16 protein-coding genes are annotated in these 16,692 nt (G+C 62.2%); 15 read left to right on the top strand and 1 reads right to left on the bottom strand.

The features are described from left to right. Positions 1-110 precede the first annotated feature (110 nt). Positions 111-935, bottom strand: coding sequence for a type I methionyl aminopeptidase (map, locus tag FYB76_RS09680; RefSeq protein ID WP_088753853.1), 825 nt, complete (start codon positions 933-935; stop codon positions 111-113). Positions 936-1,276: 341 nt separating this feature from the next. On the opposite strand from map, the gene rpsB reads away from it, so the two are divergent. From rpsB to rnhB, 15 genes are all read left to right on the top strand, one after another. Next, a complete protein-coding gene (gene rpsB, locus FYB76_RS09675) occupies positions 1,277-2,017 on the top strand; it encodes a 30S ribosomal protein S2 (protein ID WP_088753854.1) in 741 nt (246 codons plus the stop codon). Between the two features lie 136 nt (positions 2,018-2,153). Then, positions 2,154-3,041 carry a translation elongation factor Ts gene (gene tsf / locus FYB76_RS09670; protein WP_088753855.1) on the top strand — a complete coding sequence of 296 codons (888 nt, stop codon included), beginning with the start codon at positions 2,154-2,156 and terminating at the stop codon, positions 3,039-3,041. A 315-nt stretch (positions 3,042-3,356) separates the two neighbouring features. After that, positions 3,357-4,073, top strand: coding sequence for a UMP kinase (pyrH, locus tag FYB76_RS09665; RefSeq protein WP_088753856.1), 717 nt, complete (start codon positions 3,357-3,359; stop codon positions 4,071-4,073). 127 nt (positions 4,074-4,200) lie between these two features. Beyond that, positions 4,201-4,761, top strand: coding sequence for a ribosome recycling factor (gene frr / locus FYB76_RS09660; protein ID WP_088753857.1), 561 nt, complete (start codon positions 4,201-4,203; stop codon positions 4,759-4,761). 191 nt (positions 4,762-4,952) lie between these two features. Then, a complete protein-coding gene (uppS, locus tag FYB76_RS09655) occupies positions 4,953-5,711 on the top strand; it encodes a polyprenyl diphosphate synthase (protein ID WP_154133517.1) in 759 nt (252 codons plus the stop codon). Beyond that, complete coding sequence (locus FYB76_RS09650) at positions 5,711-6,538, top strand: phosphatidate cytidylyltransferase (RefSeq protein WP_088753859.1); 828 nt, start codon at positions 5,711-5,713, stop codon at positions 6,536-6,538. Before uppS ends, FYB76_RS09650 begins: the two co-directional genes overlap by 1 nt. A gap of 26 nt (positions 6,539-6,564) precedes the next feature. Further along, entirely contained in the window at positions 6,565-7,737 is a 1,173-nt protein-coding gene (gene ispC, locus FYB76_RS09645; RefSeq protein ID WP_088753860.1) for a 1-deoxy-D-xylulose-5-phosphate reductoisomerase, read from the top strand. Further along, entirely contained in the window at positions 7,734-9,107 is a 1,374-nt protein-coding gene (gene rseP, locus FYB76_RS09640) for an RIP metalloprotease RseP (RefSeq protein ID WP_154133516.1), read from the top strand. The genes ispC and rseP overlap by 4 nt, the downstream gene beginning before the upstream one ends. A 195-nt stretch (positions 9,108-9,302) precedes the next feature. Continuing rightward, positions 9,303-11,684 carry an outer membrane protein assembly factor BamA gene (gene bamA / locus FYB76_RS09635; protein ID WP_154133515.1) on the top strand — a complete coding sequence of 794 codons (2,382 nt, stop codon included), beginning with the start codon at positions 9,303-9,305 and terminating at the stop codon, positions 11,682-11,684. A 45-nt stretch (positions 11,685-11,729) separates the two neighbouring features. Beyond that, a complete protein-coding gene (locus tag FYB76_RS09630; RefSeq protein ID WP_229296936.1) occupies positions 11,730-12,239 on the top strand; it encodes an OmpH family outer membrane protein in 510 nt (169 codons plus the stop codon). Between the two features lie 129 nt (positions 12,240-12,368). Beyond that, positions 12,369-13,457: a UDP-3-O-(3-hydroxymyristoyl)glucosamine N-acyltransferase gene (gene lpxD, locus FYB76_RS09625; protein WP_154133514.1), complete on the top strand. Its 1,089-nt coding sequence runs from the start codon at positions 12,369-12,371 to the stop codon at positions 13,455-13,457. Continuing rightward, positions 13,450-13,914 (top strand): 3-hydroxyacyl-ACP dehydratase FabZ, encoded by a 465-nt coding sequence (fabZ, locus tag FYB76_RS09620; RefSeq protein WP_006462531.1) that lies wholly within the window; start codon positions 13,450-13,452, stop codon positions 13,912-13,914. Before lpxD ends, fabZ begins: the two co-directional genes overlap by 8 nt. 135 nt (positions 13,915-14,049) lie before the next feature. Further along, positions 14,050-14,838, top strand: a complete 789-nt coding sequence (gene lpxA / locus FYB76_RS09615; protein ID WP_154133513.1) for an acyl-ACP--UDP-N-acetylglucosamine O-acyltransferase — start codon at positions 14,050-14,052, stop codon at positions 14,836-14,838. Beyond that, positions 14,822-15,997, top strand: a complete 1,176-nt coding sequence (gene lpxB / locus FYB76_RS09610) for a lipid-A-disaccharide synthase (protein ID WP_370516335.1) — start codon at positions 14,822-14,824, stop codon at positions 15,995-15,997. The genes lpxA and lpxB overlap by 17 nt, the downstream gene beginning before the upstream one ends. 59 nt (positions 15,998-16,056) lie before the next feature. After that, entirely contained in the window at positions 16,057-16,689 is a 633-nt protein-coding gene (rnhB, locus tag FYB76_RS09605) for a ribonuclease HII (protein WP_034332593.1), read from the top strand. Positions 16,690-16,692: the final 3 nt, after the last annotated feature.

The following is a 16,692-nucleotide window of genomic DNA, read 5'->3' as shown; positions in this document are numbered from 1 at the left end:
CGGCGCCTATATGAACAAAGCCGCATCCCCATGCGGCTTTGCGCCCCAAGCAGGTTTCGTGCCGGAAACTGTGTGCAGGCGGGATGGGCACATGGTTCCGGCGGCCAGGATCACGCCGGGGAGGCGACCTGGTTCTGGATGAAGGCCGGCGGTGCCGGCATGCCGGGCGAGACCGTCAGCACTTCGAAGCCGGTCTCGGTCACCAGCACGGTGTGTTCCCATTGGGCCGAGAGGCTGCGGTCCTTGGTCTTGATGGTCCAGCCGTCGCCCATTTCGCGGATTTCGCGGCGGCCGGCGTTGATCATCGGTTCCACCGTGAAGATCATGCCGGCTTCCAGCTTCTCCAGCGTGCCGGGGCGGCCGTAGTGCAGGACCTGCGGTTCTTCATGGAAGACCTTGCCGATGCCGTGGCCGCAGAACTCGCGCACCACGCTGTAACCGGCCTTTTCGGCGTGCTGCTGGATCACGTGGCCGATATCGCCCAGGTGTGCGCCCGGCTTGATCTTGGAGATGCCCAGCCACATGCATTCGTAAGTGATCTCGGTCAGGCGGCGCGCCAGGATGGACGGTTCGCCCAGGAAGAACATGCGGCTGGTGTCGCCGTGGTAGCCATTCTTGATGATGGTGACGTCGATGTTGAGGACGTCGCCGTTCTTCATCACCTTGTCGCCGGGGATGCCGTGGCAGATCACGTCGTTGAGGGAGGTGCAGATGGCCTTGGGGTAGGGCGTGTAACCCGGCGGGCAGTAGTTCAGCGGGGCCGGGATGCTGCCTTGTACGTTGGTCATGTACTCGTGGCAGAGGCGGTCGATCTCGCCGGTGCTTACGCCCGGTTTCACGAAGGGGGTGATGTAGTCCAGCACCTCGGCGGCCAGGCGGCCGGCCACGCGCATGCCTTCGATGTCTTCGGCGGTCTTGATGGTGATGTTGCCCATGATGAATCGCAATTCGCTAGAAAATCGTCAAGACGGGATTATAGACGACAGGGGTGGTTTCTGTTTTGCCCGCTCCGGGCGGGATGGCGCGGCCCGGAGATGACTGTGCGGTCCGGCTTGATGTGCTACTTGAACAAAAGTGTAGGGTCGAGTAGAATGCCGGGCTGATCTGAAAACCACAGATTGGTTGTCGAATGCGGTGTGCGGAATGATTCTTCATGTCTGTTTGGCAATAAGTGTTCTAATTTATTTTTTGAAACGCGAATCCGTTCGCTAAAAGGGTGTCCGGCTGCATGAGCCGGATGACCGAGCGGATTCCAGACCTAACCCTGGAGAAATTCATGTCCGTTACCATGCGCGAAATGCTGGAAGCCGGTGTCCATTTCGGTCACCAAACCCGCTTCTGGAACCCCAAGATGGCCCCCTTCATTTTCGGCCATCGCAACAAGATTCACATCGTCAACCTGGAAAAGACCCTGGGCATGTACCAGGAAGCCGTCAAGTACGTGCGCCAGCTGTCGGCCAACCGCGGCACCATCCTGTTCGTCGGTACCAAGCGTCAAGCCCGCGAAATCCTGGCCACCGAAGCGCAGCGCGCTGGCGTGCCCTACGTTGACCAGCGCTGGCTGGGCGGCATGCTGACCAACTTCAAGACCATCAAGACCTCCATCAAGCGCCTGAAGGACATGGAAGCTGCCCTGGAAGACGGTTCGGTCGAGAAGCTGTCCAAGAAGGAAGCCCTGCTGTTCAGCCGCGAGCAAGAAAAGCTGCAGAAGGCCATCGGCGGCATCAAGGACATGGGCGGCATTCCTGACGCCATCTTCGTCATCGACGTCGGCTACCACAAGGGCGCCATCACCGAAGCTGCCAAGCTGGGCATCCCGGTCATCGGCGTGGTCGATACCAACCACTCGCCCGAAGGCGTCACCTACGTGATCCCGGGTAACGACGACTCCGCCAAGGCGATCGCGCTGTACGCTCGCGGCATGGCTGACGCCGTGCTGGAAGGCCGCGCCAACGCCGTCAACGACGTCGTCGAAGCAGTCAAGGGCGATGAATTCGTCGAGGTCGAGCAGGCTTGATTCTGCTCTTCCGGTAGTACGGTAGTCCAAAAAGGGGTGACAGCGGGTAGTGACGCAGTGGCCCCTTTTTTTTGATTCAATTTTCGAGTTTCAGGCATGCCGCATGCGCGGGATGCCTCCAAGTCAGGAGAAAAGTATGGCGGCAATTACCGCAGCAATGGTGGGCGATCTGCGCGCGAAGACCGACGCGCCGATGATGGAATGCAAGAAGGCGCTGACCGAAGCCGATGGCGACATGGCCAAGGCCGAAGAAATCCTGCGCGTCAAGCTGGGCAGCAAGGCTTCCAAGGCCTCTTCCCGCATCACCGCAGAAGGCGTCATCTCGACCTACATCGCTGGCAACGTCGGCGCCCTGGTCGAAGTGAACTGCGAAACCGACTTCGTGACCAAGAACGACGAGTTCATCGGTCTGGTCGAAGCCGCTGCCAAGCTGGTGGTCGAACAGAACCCGGCTGACGTGGCTGCCCTGGGCGCCTGCAAGCTGCCCGACGGCAAGACCCTGGAAGAACTGCGCACCGAACTGATCGGCCGCATCGGCGAGAACATGTCGTTCCGTCGCTTCCAGCGCTTCGAAACCACCGGCAAGCTGGCTTCCTACCTGCACGGCACCCGCATCGGCGTGATCGTCGAGTTCGACGGCGCCGAAGAGCAAGTCGGCAAGGATGTGGCCATGCACATCGCCGCCATGAAGCCGGTCGCCCTGTCGGCAGAGCAAGTGCCGGCCGACCTGATCGAGAAGGAACGCTCGGTTGCGGCCCTGAAGGCTGCTGAATCCGGCAAGCCGGCTGAGATCGTCGCCAAGATGGTCGACGGTTCGGTGCAGAAGTACCTGAAGGAAGTGTCCCTGTTCAACCAGGCTTTCGTGAAGAACGACAAGCAAAGCGTCGAACAGATGCTCAAGGCGGCCAATACCACCGTCAAGTCGTTCGCCATGTACGTGGTTGGCGAAGGCATCGAGAAGAAGCAGGACGACTTCGCAGCTGAAGTCGCAGCGCAAGTGGCTGCAGCGAAACAAGCTCAGTAAGCGTCGCAGGAAAAACGGGCCGAGAGGCCCGTTTTTTTAAGCCGGGCTCCGGAACTTTCGGGGCCGCCTGCATCTACAGTCAGGATCATCCGTCGGATGAATGCTGACATGCAGCGGCAGGCCCGGCAGCAGTAGCCGGCAGGCAGCAAGCAGCAAAGCGTGCAGTAGCAGCAAGACGAAACAGGGCGCAGCAGCACAATCCCCTCATGCGTTCGGACGCCTCCTGATGACGAAACAGCGCCATTTCGTCGGGTGATGGCCAGTGCCGGCGCGTCAATACGTAATTCAACCTCGGACAGAACACGGAGCCCTGCAATGACAACACCAGCTTACAAGCGCGTACTCCTCAAACTCTCCGGCGAAGCACTGATGGGCGACGACGCCTACGGTATCAATCGCGCGACCATCGAACGCATGGTCGCGGATGTAGCAGAAATCAGCAAACTGGGTGTGGAGCTGGCCATCGTGATCGGTGGCGGCAACATTTTCCGCGGCGTGGCGCCGGGTGCCCAGGGCATGGATCGTGCGACCGCCGACTACATGGGCATGCTGGCCACCGTCATGAACTCGCTGGCCCTGGCCGATGCCATGCGCCAGGCTGGCCTGACGGCCCGCGTGATGTCGGCCATCGGCATCGAGCAGGTGGTCGAGCCCTATGTGCGCCCCAAGGCGCTGCAATACCTGGAAGAAGGCAAGATCGTGGTCTTCGCTGCCGGTACCGGCAATCCCTTCTTCACCACCGACACCGCCGCCGCCCTGCGTGGCTCGGAAATCGGTGCGCAGATCGTGTTGAAGGCGACCAAGGTCGACGGCGTCTACACGGCTGACCCGAAGAAGGACCCGGCGGCCACCCGCTACCAGTCGATTTCCTTCGATGAAGCCATCGCCAAGCACCTGCAGGTGATGGATGCAACCGCCTTTGCCCTGTGCCGCGACCAGAAACTGCCGATCAAGGTGTTTTCCATCGTCAAGCCGGGCGCATTGAAGAGCGTGGTCATGGGTGCCGACGAGGGGACCCTGGTCCACGTCTGAAGCACCGCGCAACGATATTGCAGATCAGAAACCGGCCGCAGGCCGGGATTCCCGTTTACAATGCCCGTCTTTCAGGCATTTGCCATCAAGACAAGCCAAGTTATTGCACCAAAGTTAGGAGAGCAGCATGAGTGTCGCTGACGTCAAGAAAAATACCGAACAGAAGATGGCCAAGTCCATCGAAACCCTGAAGGCCAACCTGGCCAAGGTCCGTACCGGCCGTGCCCACACCGGCCTGCTGGACCAGGTCATGGTCGAATACTATGGTTCGCCCACCGGCCTGTCGCAGGTCGCCAACCTGACCCTGATCGACGCCCGCACCATCGGTGTGCAGCCTTTCGAGAAGAAAATGGCGGCCGTCATCGAAAAGGCCATTCGTGAAGCCGACCTGGGCCTGAACCCGGCCACCCACGGCGACCTGATCCGCGTGCCGATGCCCGCGCTGACCGAAGAACGCCGCAAGGAAATGGTCAAGCTGGTCAAGAGCGAAGCCGAAGATGCCAAGATCGCCGTGCGCAACATCCGCCGCGAAGGCAATGAAGGCCTCAAGAAGCTGGTCAAGGACAAGATCGCCTCGGAAGACGAAGAGCGCCGTGGCCAGGACGAGATCCAGAAGCTGACCGACAAGTTCGTGGCCGACATCGACAAGATGGTCACGGAGAAGGAAAAGGAAGTGATGACGGTGTAAGCCGTCCTGCAGGGCCCAAGCGCGGCGGCCATGGCGGCCGCGCTGCACGAACAAGTCCGAGACAGCAAAAGTGCAGGCGGGGAGCGGGAGAGACGATGGAGATGAAGGCGGGCCGGTTTGTCAAAGCGGCTGCGGCCCGTTACCATGTTGCGCTTCGCTGTCCGTGCACGGAAAAGTAATAAATCATTTACATGAAGCACCAAAGCTCAACTCTGGCGGTTCCGGAGACTTCCGCGGTTCCGCGCCATGTTGCCATCATCATGGACGGCAATGGTCGTTGGGCGACCAAACGTTTCCTGCCGCGCGTGGCGGGGCATGCCAAGGGCGTGGATGCGGTGCGCTCCATCGTCGAGGCCAGCGCTGAACGCGGCATCGAATTCCTGACGCTGTTTGCCTTCAGTTCCGAGAACTGGCGCCGGCCGGCCGACGAGGTGTCGGTCCTGATGCGCCTGTTCATGACGGTGCTCGAACGCGAAGTTGGCAAGATGGCCAATAACGGCATCCGCCTGCGCATCGTCGGCGACATGAGCCGCTTCGATCCCAAGCTGCAGGAAATGGCCGCCAAGGCCGAAGAGCAGACTGCCGGCAACAGCCGCCTGACGCTGACCGTCTGCGCCAACTATGGCGGCCGCTGGGATGTCATGCAGGCCGTCTCCCGGATGGTCAAGGACAAGCCGGGCGCTACCGACTACAGCGAAGAAGAGCTGGCCCCGTACCTGGCCATGGCCTATGCCCCCGAGCCTGACCTCTTCATCCGCACCGGCGGCGAGCAACGCATCTCCAATTTCCTGTTGTGGCAGCTGGCTTACAGCGAGCTGTATTTCACCGAGACCTTCTGGCCTGATTTCGACGCCAAGGCGCTGGACCAGGCCATCGGCTCCTACCAACAACGCGAGCGCCGCTTCGGGCGCACCAGCGCCCAGGTGCTGGACCAGAAAAAGGCTTCCTGATGCTCAAGACGCGTGTCATCACGGCGTTGATCCTCCTGGCAATCCTGCTGCCCATCCTGTATTTCGGTTATTTCCCTGCCTTCGCCATGGCGGTGCTGGTGTTCTTTGCAGCTGGTGCGTGGGAATGCTTCCGCCTCTTCAAGAGCCCGCGTCCTACGGTGTGGGCGCTGGTTTGGACGCTGGTGTTCAGTGTGATCCTGTTCTTCTCCGGCCTGCCCAGCGTGCGTGCGCTGTACGTGCTGTGCGTGCTGCTGTGGGCGCTGCGCTTCGTGCCGGCGCTCGGGCTGGGCCTGCCCAGGATCGAGGCCTTTGGCAATCGCCTGCTCAACGGCACCTACATGCTCTCCATCCTCGGTTGCTTCGTGGCCATCGTGGACCTGTTCCAGCATTCGCCGCTGTACCTGCTCTCGGTGATGGCCGTGGTGTGGGTGGCTGATATCGGTGCCTACTTCTCCGGCAAGGGTTTCGGCCGCCACAAGCTGGCGCCGACCATTTCCCCGGGCAAGTCCTGGGAGGGCGCCATTGGCGGCTGGCTGGCCGTGCTGGTGATTTCGGCGGCGGTCGCCATGTCGATGAGCGGCGGCGAGACCTTCCAGTATCACCTGTTCAATCGCTGGGGCTGGGGCGGCTTTGTCGGTATCCTCAGCCTGATGGTGGTAGCCAGCGTCGTCGGCGACCTCTTCGAGTCGCAACTGAAGCGCCGCGCCGGCATGAAGGACAGCAGCAACCTCTTGCCCGGCCATGGCGGCGTGCTCGATCGTATCGATGCGCTCATCCCGGTGCTGCCGCTGGCAGCACTGGTCGACCTCTGGCTGGCGGCTTCCTGAGCCGCCGCTTTCGTCCTGGAAATTCCATGCAGTCCATCAGCATTCTTGGCTCCACCGGCTCCATCGGCGTGTCCACGCTGGATGTGGTGGCCCGCCACCCCGATCGTTATCGCGTTTTCGCGTTGAGCGCCCATGCCCGGGTGGCTGAACTGGCCGAGCAATGCCAGCGTTTCCGCCCGCAAGTGGCGGTGGTGGGCTCGGCCGACGCGGCGGCGCAATTGCAGGCCCTGCTGCGCGCAGCCAAGCTGTCCACCGAAGTGGCCTATGGCCCGCAAGCCTTGTGCGACATCGCCTCGGCCGACGGCTGCGACATGGTCATGGCGGCCATCGTCGGTGCCGCCGGGCTGGCCTCCACCCTGGCCGCAGCCCGTGCCGGCAAGAAGATCCTGCTGGCCAACAAGGAAGCACTGGTCATCTCCGGCCAGTTGCTGATGGATGCGGTGCAGGCGCACGGCGCCAGCCTGCTGCCCATCGACAGCGAACACAACGCCATCTTCCAGTGCCTGCCGGCCGGCTATAGCCGCTCGATGGCGGCCCATGGTGTCGAAAAGATCCTGCTGACGGCTTCGGGTGGCCCGTTCCTCAACCGCGATGTGAATACCCTTGAGGAGGTCACGGTGGAAGAGGCCGTGGCCCATCCCAAGTGGGTGATGGGGCGCAAGATCTCGGTGGATTCGGCCACCATGATGAACAAGGGCCTGGAAGTGATCGAGGCCCACTGGCTCTTCGGTGCCCCGGCCGACAAGATCGAGGTGGTGATCCATCCGCAGAGCGTGATCCACTCCATGGTCTCCTATGCCGATGGCTCGGTGCTGGCGCAGCTGGGCAACCCTGACATGCGTACGCCCATTGCCAATGCGCTGGCCTATCCGGAGCGCATCGCCTCGGGCGTGGCGCCGCTGGACCTGGCGCAGATTGCCCAGCTGTCCTTCTTCCCGCCCGATTACCAGCGCTTCCCCTGCCTGAAACTGGCGTATGATGCCCTGCGAGCCGGCGGGACGCTGGCGGCCATCCTCAATGCCGCCAATGAAGTCGCCGTGCAAGCCTTCCTGGATCGCCGCATCGGCTTCGGGAAGATCGCTCCCCTGATCCAAGCGGTCATGTCCGCCATCCCCAACCGGCAAGCCGATGACATCACGGCCCTGCTGGAGCAGGACCGGCAGGCGCGTGATCATGCCGAGGCCCTGATTTCACGATGAACCTGCTGCATACCCTGATCGCTTTCTTCGTCGCCCTGGGCAGCCTGGTGGTTGTCCATGAGCTGGGGCATTACCTGGTGGCGCGCTGGTGCGGCGTGAAGGTATTGCGTTTCTCGGTCGGCATGGGCCGGGTGATCTGGTCGCGCCGTTTCGGCCGGGATCAGACCGAATGGGCGCTTTCGGTCTTGCCGCTGGGCGGCTACGTGAAGATGCTGGACGCCCGCGAACAGCCTCTGGAAGACATCCCGGAAGCGGATCTCAAGCGCGAATTCACCCGTCAATCCGTCTGGCGTCGCATCGCCATCGTGGCCGCCGGCCCGATCGCCAATTTCCTGCTGGCCATTGTGCTGTTTGCCGGTCTCTACATGCACGGCGTGCCCGAGCCGGTGCCCGTACTGCGCGCCGCGGCCGAACAGACGGCCGCCTACCAGGCCGGCCTGCGGCCGGGCGACCGCATCACGGCCATCAATGGCGCACCGGTGCAGGTCTGGTCGGAAGTGCGCTGGAAGCTGATGCAGCTGGTGCTGGAAAAGGCGGACGCCCGCATCGATGTCGAGCGTCCCAATCCCAATGGCAGCGGCAAGCTGCTCAATACCGTCACCTTGCGCCTGGGCAGCATCGACAGCAATGAACTGGAAGGCGACTTCCTGGCCAAGCTGGGCTTGTCCCTGGCGCGTCCGCCGGCCGTGCTGGGCAAGATCATGGACGGCCCGGCCAAGACCGCGGGCCTGCAGAGCGGCGACCGCATCACCGCCATTGATGGCGTGCCGGTGCAGGATGGCCTGGCCTTTGTCGAGAAGGTGCGGGAGTCGGCTGGCAAGCCCTTGTTGCTGCAAGCCGTACGCGGCAGCACGCCGCTGGAAGTGCGCGTGACGCCCGATACGGTGGAAGAGGGCGAGAGTGGCAAACGCATCGGCCGCATCAAGGTCGAAGTGCCGCTGGCACCCGAGATGGCCACCGTCAGCGACGATCCCCTGACGGCCGTGGCCAAGGGCGCGCAGCGCACCTGGGATACCAGCGTGATGACCATCAAGATGATCGGCAAGATGATCGTCGGGCAGGTCTCGTTGAAGAACATCACCGGTCCCATCACCATCGCCGACTATGCCGGACAGACTGCCCGCGTGGGCCTGGTGAGCTACCTCAGCTTCCTGGCCTTCATCAGTATCAGCTTGGGTGTGATGAATCTGTTGCCAATCCCGGTTTTAGACGGCGGTCATTTGCTGTATTATGCGCTGGAGATTTTGACAGGACGGCCCGTTTCCGAGCGGTTTGGGGAAATCGCGCAGCGTGCCGGCCTGGGTTTACTGATGGCGCTGATGCTCGTTGCTGCATTCAACGATATCGTGCGACTGATGTTCCAAGGATGAATCCGGCCTGATGCCATCCCCGTCTTGCACGCGAGCAGCGGCGAGGATGGCGAGAAAGACCGGATTTTTTACATTTGCCGGCCACCCCCGATGGCAGTTGTTAAGCAATTGGCAATGGATCAGGAATCCGTTTTCAATTGCTTACCAGCATCATGTCAGGCAGTGCCGCAGCGAAAAACTGTTGATGAACGATAGATGAAATTACACCCTGCGCAACATCCCATTCCGACTCTCTCCCGTCGCCTGATTGCCGCTGCCGCCTTTGCCCTGTGCTCCAGCCAGGCCATGGCGATCACGCCGTTCGTGGTCAAGGACATCCGCGTCGAAGGCATCCAGCGTACTGAAGCCGGTACCGTCTTCAGCTACCTGCCGGTGCGCGTGGGCGACACCTTCAACGACGAAAAGGCGACCGCCGCGATCAAGGCGCTGTATGCCACCGGTTTCTTCCGTGACGTGCGCATCGAAGCCGAAGGCGACGTGCTGGTGGTGCAGGTGGTCGAGCGCCCGGCCATTGCCAGCGTCGACTTCTCCGGCATCAAGGAGTTCGACAAGGAACAGCTGACCAAGGCCTTGAAGGAAATCGGCGTGGCCGAGTCGCGCATCTTCGACCGTTCGCAGGTCGATCGTGCCGAACAGGAATTGAAGCGCCAATACCTCTCGCGCGGCCTCTATGGCGCCAAGGTGACCACCACCGTCACCCCGGTGGAGCGCAATCGCGTGGCCATTACCTTTGGCGTGGATGAAGGTGAAGTCTCGCGCATCAAGCAGATCAACTTCGTCGGCAACAAGGTCTTCTCCGACAGCACCCTGCGTGACCAGATCAAGCTGACCACCCCGGGCTGGTTCACCTGGTACACCAAGGCCGACCAGTATTCCAAGGAAAAGCTGCAGGGCGACATCGAAACCCTGCGTTCCTACTACCTGGATCGCGGCTACCTGGAAATGCAGGTCGAGTCGACCCAGGTATCGATCACGCCCGACAAGAAAGACATCTACATCACCGTCAACATCAAGGAAGGTGAGAAGTACACCGTCTCCGACATCAAGCTGGAAGGCGAGATGTTCGGCATGGAGCCGGAACTGGCCAAACTGGTGCAACTGAAGAAGGGCGACGTCTATTCCGGCGCCAAACTGACCGACAGCACCAAGAAGATCGGCGAACGCCTGGGCAACTTCGGCTACGCCTTCGCCAACGTCAACGCCAACCCCAACGTGGACCGCGAGAAGAAGGAAGTCGCCTTCACCATCATGGTCGACCCGGGCAAGCGCGTCTACGTGCGTCACGTCAACATCGCCGGCAATACCAAGACCCGCGATGAGGTGATCCGCCGCGAATTCCGCCAGTTCGAGGATTCCTGGTACGACGGCGAAAAGATCAAGCTCTCGCGCGACCGCGTGGACCGCCTGGGCTACTTCAAGGAAGTCACGATCGATACCCCCGAGGTGCCGGGCACCAGCGACCAGGTCGACGTGAACATGAAGGTCGAAGAAAAGCCGACCGGCAACATCATGGTCGGTGCCGGCTTCTCGCAGTCGGACAAGCTCAGCCTGACCGGCTCGATCTCGCAGGAAAACGCCTTCGGCAGCGGTAACACGGTTGGTATCGACATCAACACCAGCTCGCGCTATCGCACGATTTCGGTCTCGACCACCAACCCGTACTTCACCGATGACGGCATCAGCCGCACCTATGAAGTCTACCTGCGCACCGTTCGTCCCTCGGTCTACACGACCGGTGACTACCGCGTCAAGACGCTGGGCGGCAGCATCAAGTTCGGCGTGCCGTTCTCGGAACTGGACCGCGTGTTCTTCGGTATCGGGGTGGAAAATACCGATGTCAGCACCGATAACACCAGCCCCACGCTGTACCGTCAATACGTGCGCGACTTCGGTGGCGCCGGCGGTGCCGGTTGTGATGTGACGGACGTTTCCTCGACCGCGACTTGCGGCATCGGCAGCGCCCGTACCACCAGCATCCCGCTGACCATCGCGTGGCAGCGTGACGGCCGTGACTCGGCCCTGGTGCCGACCACCGGCCGCTACCAGCGCGCCAACTTCGAGGTCTCCTACGTGGGTACCCTGAAGTACTACCGTGCCAGCTACCAGCACCAGTATTTCCAGCCCTTCTTCAGCAAGGCCGTGACCCTGGCCCTGAATGGTGAAGTGGATTATGGCCGCGGCATCGGCAGCAAGCCCTATCCGGTGTTCAAGAACTACTATGCCGGCGGTATCGGCACCGTGCGTGGCTATGAAGCCTCCTCGCTGGGCAGCCTGAAGGACCAGTACGGCGACTCCATGGGCGGCGCTTCGCGTCTGTACGGCAATGCCGAACTGCAGTTCCCGTTCCCGGGTTCGGGCCAGGACCGCACGCTGCGCTGGTTCACCTTCTTTGACGGCGGCAACGTCTTCGCCGATGGCCAGAACATCAAGTTGAACGACCTGCGCTATTCAGCCGGTGTGGGTATCAGCTGGGTGTCGCCGATTGGCCCGTTGAAGCTCAGCTTCGGCAAGCCATTGAACCTGAAGACGGGTGACAAGTCTCAAACCTTCCAGTTCCAACTGGGTACCGGCTTCTAAAGCGGTCATCATTGATTCGTAATACGGAGAGTAATCTTGAAGTTCATGACCAAATCGTTCCTGTCCCTGCAGACCGTCGTGATGGCTGCCTGCCTGTTGAGCTTTGCCCCTGCCCATGCGCAGGAAAGCTCGAAAATCGCCTTCGTGAGCACCGAGCGCATCTTCCGCGAAGCGGCGCCTGCCAAGGCTGCCCAAACCAAGCTGGAAGCCGAGTTCGCCAAGCGTGACCGTGACCTGCAAGACATGGCTGCACGCCTGAAGGCCCAGTCCGACAAGCTGGACAAGGATGCCGCCGTGCTGTCGGATTCCGACCGCGCCAAGCGCCAGCGTGACCTGTCCGACCTGGACAAGGAATTCCAGCGCAAGCAGCGCGAATTCCGTGAAGACCTGAACCAGCGCCGCAACGAGGAACTGTCCGTGGTCCTGGAACGCACCAACAAGGTGATCCGCCAGATCGCCGAAGCCGAGAAATACGACATCGTCTTCCAGGAAGCCGTCTACGCTTCCAAGCGCATCGACATCACCGACAAGGTGTTGAAGGAACTGGCCAAGTAATTGCTGCCTCAACCATGCGGGCGCAGGGCGGAAACGTCCCTGCGCCCGCATGTCGCTTCAGGGGCTGCCGTCAGGGCAGCCTTTGTTCTACCGTAAGCCAAGCAACGCCTATCATTCGGAAAAGCCAAGATGAGTATTCGACTGCAGCAACTGGTCGAGCGCCTGGGCGGACAGTTGAAGGGTGATGCGACCATCGCCGTCCAGGGCATCGCCCCGCTGGATGCCGCAGGTGCCAGCCACATCACCTTCCTCTCCAACCCCAAGTTCCGTGCGCAAGCCGACCAGACCCAGGCGGCCGCATTGATCCTGTCCGAGGCGGACGACGCCCAGGTGCAAGGCTATGCCGGAGCCCGCATCGTCACGCGCAACCCCTACGCCTATTTCGCCCGGGCGGCCCAGCTGTTCCAGGCCGAAGCCGAGGTGCGCCCGGCCGCCGGCATCCACGCCAGCGCCGTAGTCGATCCGTCGGCCCAGGTCGCGCCGGACGCCGTGATCGGCCCGCTGGTGGTGATCGAAGCCGGTGCCGTCATCGGCGCGCGTGCGCGTATCGATGCCGGCAGCTTCATCGGCCATCACGCCAAGGTCGGGGCAGACACCCATTTCCATGCCCGCGCCACCTTGCATCACGCCTGCGAGATCGGCGCGCGCGGCATCGTCCATTCGGGTGCCGTGATCGGGGCCGATGGCTTCGGTTTCGCCAATGAAGCCGGACAATGGATCAAGATCCCGCAAGTCGGCCGCGTCATGATCGGTGATGACGTCGAAATCGGCGCCAATACCACCATCGACCGTGGTGCCCTGGCCGATACCGTGATCGAGGAGGGCGTCAAGCTCGACAACCAGATCCAGATCGCCCACAACTGCCACATTGGCGCCCATACTGCCATTGCCGCCTGTGCCGGCATCGCCGGCAGCGCCAAGATCGGCAAATACTGCTCCATCGGCGGCGCGGCCATGATCCACGGCCACATCACCATCGTGGACAAGGTGCACGTCTCGGCCGGTACGCTGGCCCTGCGCTCCATCCTTGAGCCAGGGCAATACACCGGCTTCTATCCCATCACCGAACACCGCGACTGGGAAAAATCCGCTGCATTGGTGCGCAATCTGGGCACGATGCGTGAGAAAATCCGGGCGTTGGAAAAATCGCTTAAAACGTTGACACAAGAACAAGCAGGCCAAGCCCCGCTTTCAGAGAATCAAGAAGAGAATGAATAGCCTCGACATCAATCAAATCAAACAGTACCTGCCGCACCGTTATCCGCTGCTGCTGGTTGATCGCGTGCTGAACTGGGAGAGCGGCAAGACCATCACCGCGATCAAGAACGTGACCGTGAATGAAGAATTCTTCAACGGCCACTTCCCGCACAAGCCGGTGATGCCGGGCGTGCTGATGATCGAGGCGCTGGCCCAGACGGCGGCCCTGCTGTCCTTCCTGACCGAAGGCCGCAAGCCCGATGAAAACACCGTGGTCTACTTCGTCGGCATCGACAATGCCCGCTTCAAGCGTCCGGTGGAACCGGGTGACCAGCTGAAGATGGAAGTGGAAATCACCCGCCGCGCCCGTGGCATCTGGAAGTACCGCGCCGTGGCCACCGTGGATGGCCAGGTGGCCGTGGAAGGCGACCTGATGTGCACCATGCGCAGCGCCGCCGACGCCAGCCAGAGCGCCTGAGTCCAGGCCTGCCTGCAGGCTTGACGCATCAAGCCAGGCCCGGCGGTGATCGGCAAGATCGCGCCGGGCCTGATTCATTGTGCAGATTGCTTCATTGCAAAATGCGCAACAAGTGAACCCATCGAAGCACAGGACATGTCCAAGATCCATCCCAGCGCAGTGATCGCCTCCGGCGCGCAGATCGACGAATCGGTCGAGATCGGTGCCTACGCCGTCATCGGTCCTGACGTGCGCATCGGCGCGGGCACCCGCATCGGTCCCCACGTGGTGATCGAAGGCCACACCACCATTGGCCGTGACAACGAGATTTTCCAGTTCGCCTCCATTGGCGCGGCGCCGCAGGACAAGAAGTACGCGGGCGAGCCGACCACCATGGAGATCGGCGACCGCAACACCATCCGCGAATTCGTCACCTTCAACCGGGGCACCGTCCAGGACGGCGGCGCGACCCGCATCGGCAACGACAACTGGATCATGGCCTACGTCCACCTGGCGCACGACTGCCAGCTGGGCAGCCACATCATCCTGGCCAACAATGCCACGCTGGCCGGCCACGTGCACCTGGGTGACCACGTGTTCCTGGGCGGTTTCACCACGGTGCACCAGTTCTGCCATATCGGCGCCCATGCCATGACCGCCTTTACGGCGGCCGTGAGCCAGGACGTGCCGCCCTTCGTGACGGCCGCCGGCAACCGTGCGGTGCCGGCCGGCATCAACAGCGAGGGCCTGAAGCGCCGTGGCTTCACCAGCGAGCAGATCATGGAGATCAAGCGCGCCTACAAGGTGATCTACCGCGCCGGGCTGCCGCTGGAGGAAGCCAAGCAGCAACTGGCGGACATGGAAGCCAAGTCGGCCCACAGCGCTGAACATATCCGCCTGCTGCGCGAATTCATCGAGGCTTCGGCCCGTGGCATCATCCGCTGACATCACGCGCCGCCAGTCGATTGCACTGGTGGCCGGCGAAAGCTCGGGCGACCTGCTGGGCAGCCGCCTGCTGGCCGGCGTGCGCGAGCGCCTGCCAGAAGTACGTTTGTACGGCATTGGCGGCGAGCACATGATGGCCCAGGGTTTTGCCAGCGACTGGCCGATGGACAAGCTGACCGTGCGGGGCCTGTTCGAAGTGATTCCGCGTTACCGCGAGATCAAGGGCATCCAGGAGGCGCTGCGCGACAAACTGCTGGCGGACCGGCCGGATGTCTTCGTGGGCGTGGACTATCCCGGCTTCAACCTGGGCCTGGAAGAACAGCTCAAGAAGGCCGGTATCCCGACCATCCACTTCATCGGCCCGCAGATCTGGGCCTGGCGCGGCTGGCGCATCAAGAAGATCCAGCGTGCGGTGTCGCACATGCTGGTGATCTTTCCCTTCGAGGAAAACTTGTATCGCCAGGCGGGCGTGCCGGTGACCTACGTCGGCCATCCGCTGGCGGAGGTGATCCCGCTGCAGCCGGATACCGCAGGCGCACGCCAGCGCCTCGGACTGACCGGGCCGGGCAGGGTGGTGGCTATCCTGCCGGGCAGCCGCATGAGCGAGCTGAAGCAGAATGGCGAAGGCTTCCTCGCCGCGGCACGGCTGTTGCGGCAGCGCGATCCCCAATTGCAGTTCGTCACGCCCATGGCGGGTGACCGGCAGATGGCCTTTTTTGAAGAGCAGATTCGCCAGGGCGGATATGAAGATCTTGGCATCAGCGTCATCCGTGGCCAGTCGCACAGTGCGATGGAAGCCTCGGATGCGGTGCTTGTAGCTTCGGGCACGGCCTCGCTGGAAGTGGCTTTGTACAAGAAGCCGATGGTGATCTCGTACAAGATCAACTGGGCCTCCTACCAGATCATGCGGCACATGGCCTACCAGCCCTGGGTGGGCCTGCCCAATATCCTGGCGCGCGACTTCCTGGTGCCGGAACTGCTGCAGCACCAGGCCACGCCCCAGGCCCTGGCCGATGCCATGTGGCACCAACTGGAAGACCACGCGCACCAGCAGCGTCTGGTGCGGCGCTTTGCCGACATGCACCAGTCCCTGCTGCGCGATACCAGCCGGGAGAGCGCCAACGCGGTTTGTGAAGTCATTGGCGCGCGCCGTCGCTGACGGGCCGAAAGAAGGATCGCTGTGGCGATTCGTTTGAGAGTTTGATGAAGGAAATTGCTATGCCCAAGGCGGCCCCCCAGACCCTGGCGTTGTTTGACGACCATACCGGCGAGATCATCTGCGGCGTCGATGAGGCCGGCCGTGGTCCGCTGGCCGGTCCGGTGTTCGCCGCCGCCGTGATCCTTGACCCGGCGCGTCCGGTCAAGGGCCTGCGCGACTCCAAGAAGCTCTCCGAAGCCGCGCGCGACAGCCTGGCGCTGGAGATCAAGGAATCGGCCCTGGCCTGGGCCATTGCGTCCTGCAACGAGCAGGAGATCGACGAACTCAACATCCTGCACGCCAGCATGCTGGCCATGCGCCGCGCGGTGGAAGCGCTCTCGACGCTGCCCACCCTGGCCTTGATCGATGGCAACCGCTGCCCGGTCATGAGCATCCGCTCCGAAGCCATCGTCAAGGGCGACGACAAGGTGCCCGCGATCTCGGCCGCCTCCATCCTCGCCAAGACCGCGCGCGATGCGGCGCTGCTGGTTTTGCATGACACCTATCCGCACTACGGTTTCGACCGCCACAAGGGCTATCCGACCCCGTTGCACCTGGAAATGCTGCGACTGCATGGCGTCTCGCCGGTGCATCGGCGCTCCTATGCGCCGGTCAAGGCCTTGCTGTCCGGCCAGACGGTGGTGATGGCATGAGCG

This window comes from Herbaspirillum sp. CAH-3 (genome assembly GCF_009668275.1).
Classification (GTDB): domain Bacteria; phylum Pseudomonadota; class Gammaproteobacteria; order Burkholderiales; family Burkholderiaceae_D; genus Herbaspirillum; species Herbaspirillum aquaticum.
Note: the sequence above shows the minus strand (reverse complement) of the source record. Positions and strands in the feature narration are given on the sequence as shown.